This window comes from Psychrobacter sp. Pi2-52, assembly GCF_904846705.1.
GTDB lineage: Bacteria > Pseudomonadota > Gammaproteobacteria > Pseudomonadales > Moraxellaceae > Psychrobacter.
Window position 1 is genome coordinate 98,217 of the sequence record NZ_CAJHBS010000011.1, and the last position, 6,687, is coordinate 104,903.

Consider the following 6,687-nt stretch of genomic DNA (forward strand, 5'->3'; position numbering starts at 1 on the left):
AAATAATTATGCAAGAATTTCAGACCAATAAAGCAAACTTAACCCAAGCTCGCCTGCAAGAGACGCCTGCACATACCCTAGGCAATGGCGAAGTACGTGTCAAAGTCGACCGCTTTGCCTTTACCGCCAACAACATTACTTATGCAGTCATGGGTGACCAATTACGCTATTGGCAGTTTTTTCCGCCAAATGGTGACGAGCCTGAAAAATGGGGCATCATTCCAGTCTGGGGATTTGGCGATGTGATCGAATCAAATAGTGATACATTACCTGTTGGTGAGCGCTTATTCGGTTACTTCCCGCCCGCCAATGAATTAATCATAACACCCAAGCGAGTCACCCAAACCAGTTTACTTGATGGTAGTGTCCATCGTGCCGAGCTACCACCCGGTTATAATTTATACCAGCGCGTCAATCATGAACGAGGCTATGACCGCGCTCATGACGATCAGCGTATGCTGTTGTTCGTATTGCACCTGACCTCATTTTGCTTACATGATCTATTGAAGGGTAATGATTGGTTTGGTGCAGAGCAAGTGTTGATTATCAGTGCCTCTAGTAAAACCAGTATCGGCCTAGCCTATGGCCTCGCTGATGATAAAGACGCGCCGCACGTTATCGGCCTCACATCAAACCGTCATGTAGATTTTGTTCAGTCAATTGACGCTTATGACAGTGTGCTTAGCTATGACACGCTTGAGCAAATTGATGCAGCTAAGCCGACAGTTATTGTCGATATGTCGGCCAATACTGACGTGCTCAGCCGTCTACATAAGCACTTAGGCGATAACATGCGCTATACCAGCAATGTCGGCCTTACGCACTGGGACGAGCCACGTCATGCCGAAGGTATCATTCAAGAACGTAGCCAGCAGTTTTTTGCGCCCAGTCATGTACAGCAACGTATGAAAGAATGGGGCCCTGAAGAGTTCAATAAACGCTCTATGCACTACATCATGAATAGCACTGCAAAAACTAGTGCGTGGTTAAAGATTCAGGAGCTTGATGGAGTCAGTGACTTACTAGAGGTTTATAAAGATATCTGCGAAGGTAAGATAGCCGCTGACGAAGGTTTGGTAGTCGTCATGGGTGACAATGAAAGAAACTAGGCTATAAAAGTCTGACTATAAAATTTATCGACTATTTGTCATTAACAAAATAAAAATTAAAAAGCAGAGAGCCTATTCAGTAAGCTCTCTGCTTTTTTTGCACGTTATACACTGACTACAGACAGACACCTTACTCATAACTTTTAAACTTAAAAACTGTAGTTTACATTGCGGTCTAGCGTACCCACCCTTCGTCTTTTAGATAATCATGCAACCCTTCAGCGAACTGTCTATAGCCTGCAGCATTGGCATGAATTTTATCAGACTTTAGAGCCTCATCTGATAGTACAGTGGACCAACCATCAGAATACAGAGGTATGCCTTCAGCTTCCGCAATATCTTCATACAATGGATTATCACTTGCCTTTCCAAATAATGCACTGGTACTAAGATGCGGCTCAGCGATTAGGACAACATCAATATTGTTGGATTGTAAGGTGTCTATAGTCGCGATGATATTAGCCCGCGTCGTATCAGGCGCAATGCGCTGCAATACATCATTACCACCCACACCCAGTAAAACTAAATCTGGGTTTTGCTTAGTGATCTCATTCACTCGAGTCAGTACATCTGCAGAAGTATCACCATTGACCCCCGCATTAACAACGTTCCATTTGCTTAGCTCTGCTAGCACCGTAGGATACGCTGTTTCAGGATTTGCGCCATAACCATAGGTTAGAGAGTCGCCAAGTGCGACCACTGTGCTACCAGCGGGCAAGATATCTTGTTGTGGTTCGCTACCGCAGCCAGTCACACTGATAGCCGCTGACAACCCTATACCTGCCAGCATTAAAAACCTACCACGTAGCTTCATGTCTTCTCTCCTCCTGTTTTTATTGAGTTAAACTTATTGGAATTAGGTTCAAGTTTTTAAAAATCTATTATTTAACTCTTGTTGTATATTGCTCAGTAACCGTTGTATAGTCCATACAGGAGATAGACTACCTGTTGGGCGCAGTACAAGTGCTACTCTACTTAGCATAGACAGTGTATTCATCATAAAGTATAACTTTACCAAGGATACGTGAGGTATTTATGAATAAAACAGCATCTCAAAGTCAGTCTAAGGATGGAAACCCAGACAAAGAAAAAACTGCAAATCAAAATCAGAGTCAATCCATCAAAGTGCCCAATGATAATACTAAAAGTCCAGCGGCAACACCGACCGAAGATACCTTAATAAAAGACATTTTAGAAAAACCTGAGCAAAAACCACAAAGTTTTGATGAATTGCAGATAAGTAAGGGTAAGTATCGTCCCGTTGCAAAAGCCGTTGGTCATTGGCTTGATAACATCAACATGGATGCCCTTAATTATCTAAACGAACAAGCCGAAAATATCTTTTATCGTAAAGGGGTCACCTTTACCGTCTATAGCGATGCCAAAAACATCGAGCGTATGATTCCGTTTGATATCATTCCACGCATTATTGCCGCAAGCGAATGGAAACAAATAGAAGCAGGCTGTAAACAGCGTATCACCGCTCTCAATGCATTCTTACATGATATTTACCATGACCAAGCCATCATGAAGGCAGATATTGTACCTGCCAGCTACGTCTATGCCAGTGGCTGCTATGAGCCATGGATGATGGGCATTGAGCTCGACAAACCTATTTATTCGCACATCAGCGGTATTGATTTGATTCGAGACGAGACAGGTAAATTTTGTGTGTTAGAGGATAACCTGCGTACCCCCTCAGGCGTCTCATATATGCTTGAGAGTCGCAATATATCAGAAACGCTCTTGGCTGATATATTTTCTGACACGCCTATTATGGGCATCAGTGATTATCCCCACCGTCTCAAAGCCTGTCTTGCTAGCTCAACATCCAAATATGATCCACAAGTCGTCATTTTAACGCCAGGTCGCTTTAATAGTGCCTATTATGAGCATGCTTTCTTAGCACATGAGATGAATGTACCACTCGTCCATGGGTATGATTTGGTCGTTGAGGATAGCAAAGTCTATATGCAAGGCATTCGCGGCAAGGTACAAGTCGATGTGATCTACCGCCGCATTGATGATCCATATATTGATCCGTTAGCCTTTAAATCTGACTCCATATTGGGTGTATCAGGGCTAATGAGTGCTTATCGTGCTGGTAACGTGGTGATTGTTAACGCCCCAGGTACGGGCGTGGCCGATGATAAGAGTTTATATCCTTTTGTACCAGATATGATTAAATTCTATTTAAATGAAGAGCCTATCTTACCTAATATCGAGACATACCAGTGCCGTAAGCCTGACGATCTCAAATATGTGCTCGATAATCTAGACAAGCTGGTAGTAAAAGAAACGCAGGGCTCAGGCGGCTACGGGATGCTTATTGGTCCGACATCAACCAAAAAAGAAATCGAAGAATATCGCCTGCGCTTGCTTGAAAACCCAGCCGGCTTTATTGCCCAGCCGACTATCTCATTATCTACCAATCCTACTGCCGTAAGCGATGGTATCGCACCGCGTCATATTGACTTGCGTCCCTTTATCCTTAGTCATGGTGATGGCACAGTAGATATTGTACCCGGTGGTCTGACACGAGTGGCCATGGTTGAAGGCTCTTTGGTCGTCAATTCGTCACAAGGCGGCGGTATCAAAGACACTTGGATTATTGATGACAGTGATTTAGACAGCCAGCAAACCGACAAGTGCTCGCCTTTATCATCAATAGGGGTCAATGCTTCAGGGCACGCAAACTACTATGATCGCGTCCAACCCTTAGAAACAGGTTACGAGAGTTTAGATGATGCGCCCATGATACTGCTACTCTCTACCGCCAGTCACTTAATATGGCTAGGCCGATATAGTGAGCGTCTGTATTACTACGACGATGTTATGAAACAACTCATCAAAGGCGATCTTAAAAAATCACAGATTAGGCATTTAATCAGTCACTTGGGGTTTGCCGTTGATGGTGAAGTGTCACTGACCACCATGAAGGCACAAATGATGGCTGATTTGGAACAAAACATCATACCCAATATCGTGCAATCGATTGAGGACAATGTTCAAGAGGCCAAAGGTGTTATTGGTAAAGATACCGCTGAGCTATATAACTTGATCAAGCGTTTATCAAGTGCTGGCACGTATCGAGCGGCCACCTTGCAGCTACACGCGTGTAACGCTGCGATGAAACAAGAAAATCCGACAGTGACTTGCTTCTGGCAATTAGGGCGTCACTTTGAGCAGCTTGAGCGTGCCGTCTTGTTGGGAGAGGATTCAACAGAGGTCAGTTTTGAATTCAGACACTGGATTAATGAGTTGCCGGAGAACACGCGCTGGCGTGAGCTTATCCGCTTGACCAACCAGATGATCAGGTCAAAGAAATTTAGTGATTTTGCGCTGATTAGCAAAGAGTTCAATCTCATATTGCGTCAAGGTGTATAGAAGGTGTCTAGCCAAAAACCAATAACAATGGCTCATGAGACATATGGAATAAACAGAAAATAGAAAGATGCTATAAGGAAAATGCCATGAAACTTCAAATCAGTCACCAAACCAACTATTATTACGATGAGCTGGCGCAGCGCAGTGTACAGTATATACGCATGACCCCCATGCAAATGCCGCACCAGACCATTCATAAATGGGATGTGATGCTCCCTAAAGTGGCGACCAACCAAAAGGACGGCTTTGGTAATGCATGGCTCACGCTCAGTCGTAACGAGGCACATAACAACTTACAAATGCAGGCGTCAGGTATCGTTGAGATCAATACCGAAACCGAACGTTTAGAGGATATGGATCATGTTCCCTACTTGCTATTTACCGTACAAACCCCGTTGACCAAATGCTCACAAGAGATGCGAGAATTCGCAGCGCCGTATCTAAAAACGCCTACTCATGACAGCCTAAAGGCGATGGCGAATGCCCTTATTATGAAAATGCCTTTTGTTAAAGACGTCACGCATGTGGGTACGACCGCTGCTGAAGCGTTTGCGACAAGTGCCGGTGTGTGCCAAGACCATACGCATGTATTTTTAAGTATCTTGCGCGATCAACAAATTCCAGCCCGTTATGTGTCTGGTTATCTGTATGACGATACCGAAAATCACATGGCCAGTCACGCATGGGCTGAGGTTTGGCTGGATGGTTACTGGTATACTTTTGATATCTCAAATCAGGCATTTACCCCAAACTCACATGTGTATGTGGCTATTGGGCGAGACTATCTAGATACGGCGCCTGTTCGCGGCGTGCGTATGGGTGGTGGTTATGAAAATCTTTACAGTTTGGTATTAGTCAAAAAGCTATCATAGCGTTTGCTATTTTTTATTACGTTTATTCATCAAGGGTATCTTATGACTTATTGTGCTGCCATTCGTCTAAAAGACGGTATGGTCTTTGCCAGTGACACGCGCACGAATGCCGGTGTTGATCACATATCGACATTCAGAAAGTTGTATCAATACGGCGTTGAGGGTGAGCGCTTTATGGTATTACAGACAGCTGGCAGCTTAGCGACATCGCAGGCAGTGTTCAATAAACTACAAAGCGACATTGACCAGCGTGCTGAGAGTAACCTCAATACAGTAGCGACGTTGTTTGATGCGGCGCAAATGGTTGGTGAATGTATGCGTGATGTTATGAATCATGCAAAAGCAGTCGCTAACTCTACTCGCGATGGTGCCTTTACCAGCTCGTTTATGCTTGGTGGTCAAATCAAAGGACAGCCACCTGAGCTATACCTGATTTATCCTGAAGGCAATTGCATCAAAGCCACTGAAGATACGCCCTTCTTTCAGTTAGGCGAAAGCAAATATGGTAAGCCTATTTTGGATCGTTCTGTCAGCTATAACACGGATGTAAGACACGCGGCACGTGCGCTGATGCTATCATTTGATTCCACGATTCACTCAAACCTATCAGTCGGTATGCCGATAGATTTTGTACTTTATAACAATGACAGCCTAGCTCTGCCAAACGGCCGACGTATTGATGAGCGTGATGAATATTTTAATACCATCCGTCATCAATGGTCAGATGCGTTACGTCGCACGTTAGTTGAATTGCCTAAATGTCCTGATGGTTATTGGGGATAAATAGTTCCGTATAAAATCATATTTTCTGTACTAAAAAGCCCTTTGTCTATCACAAAGGGCTTTTTTATTATCAACTAATAATCAGGCAATAAAAAACCGGAGTAGCGCTGAATAAACAGCCCTACTCCGGTTTTGCTTTAAAGGCCTTGAGTGCCATCATAATGATGTCACACTCAATTGTTGTGTAATCTACCTCATGACCTGGTACATGGAAGACTCACTGGACTGCACCTAGATAAAGGCCCTAGTGCATTAGCTCAATCACGATTGCGTGATTGCGCCAGCGAGCTAATGACACTAGGGCCTTTATCTAGGTATTAGCAGGACTGAAACAGTCTTCCTTGGGTAAAATGTAATGGCTTGACTCGTGGACGACGCAACGTCGCCCCTCACCGTAAACGGTGAAACGCTAAATCTCACAACTCGTTAAGTTTGCCTCATAACATTTATTATTGTCAATAGACCTCTTGCAAAAGTCATAGGTTAAGCTCGAAATTAACAACACCGGCGAATAGCTTCATTCTAAGATCATAGCG

The 6,687-nt window shown here is 44.0% G+C and carries 4 protein-coding genes and 1 pseudogene; 4 read left to right on the plus strand and 1 reads right to left on the minus strand.

Features of this window, described 5'->3' with window-relative positions:
- Nucleotides 1-8 precede the first annotated feature (8 nt).
- The gene (locus tag JMY00_RS07805; protein WP_201579740.1) at nt 9-1,109 is read left to right on the plus strand and encodes a DUF2855 family protein; all 1,101 of its coding nucleotides are present in this window, start codon (nt 9-11) and stop codon (nt 1,107-1,109) included.
- A 175-nt stretch (nt 1,110-1,284) separates the two neighbouring features.
- On the opposite strand, the gene JMY00_RS07810 is transcribed toward JMY00_RS07805, so the two are convergent.
- On the minus strand, nt 1,285-1,923 hold the full coding sequence (locus JMY00_RS07810) for a GDSL-type esterase/lipase family protein (RefSeq protein WP_201579741.1): 639 nt from the start codon (nt 1,921-1,923) through the stop codon (nt 1,285-1,287).
- Between the two features lie 512 nt (nt 1,924-2,435).
- Here JMY00_RS07810 and JMY00_RS13735 point away from each other — a divergent pair.
- The 3 genes and pseudogenes from JMY00_RS13735 to JMY00_RS07825 form a co-directional block, all read left to right on the plus strand.
- A pseudogene (locus tag JMY00_RS13735) lies at nt 2,436-3,728 on the plus strand (circularly permuted type 2 ATP-grasp protein); the annotation flags it as partial.
- A gap of 854 nt (nt 3,729-4,582) precedes the next feature.
- Nucleotides 4,583-5,368: a transglutaminase family protein gene (locus tag JMY00_RS07820; RefSeq protein ID WP_201579743.1), complete on the plus strand. Its 786-nt coding sequence runs from the start codon at nt 4,583-4,585 to the stop codon at nt 5,366-5,368.
- Nucleotides 5,369-5,410: 42 nt separating this feature from the next.
- On the plus strand, nt 5,411-6,151 hold the full coding sequence (locus JMY00_RS07825; RefSeq protein ID WP_179799172.1) for a peptidase: 741 nt from the start codon (nt 5,411-5,413) through the stop codon (nt 6,149-6,151).
- Nucleotides 6,152-6,687: the final 536 nt, after the last annotated feature.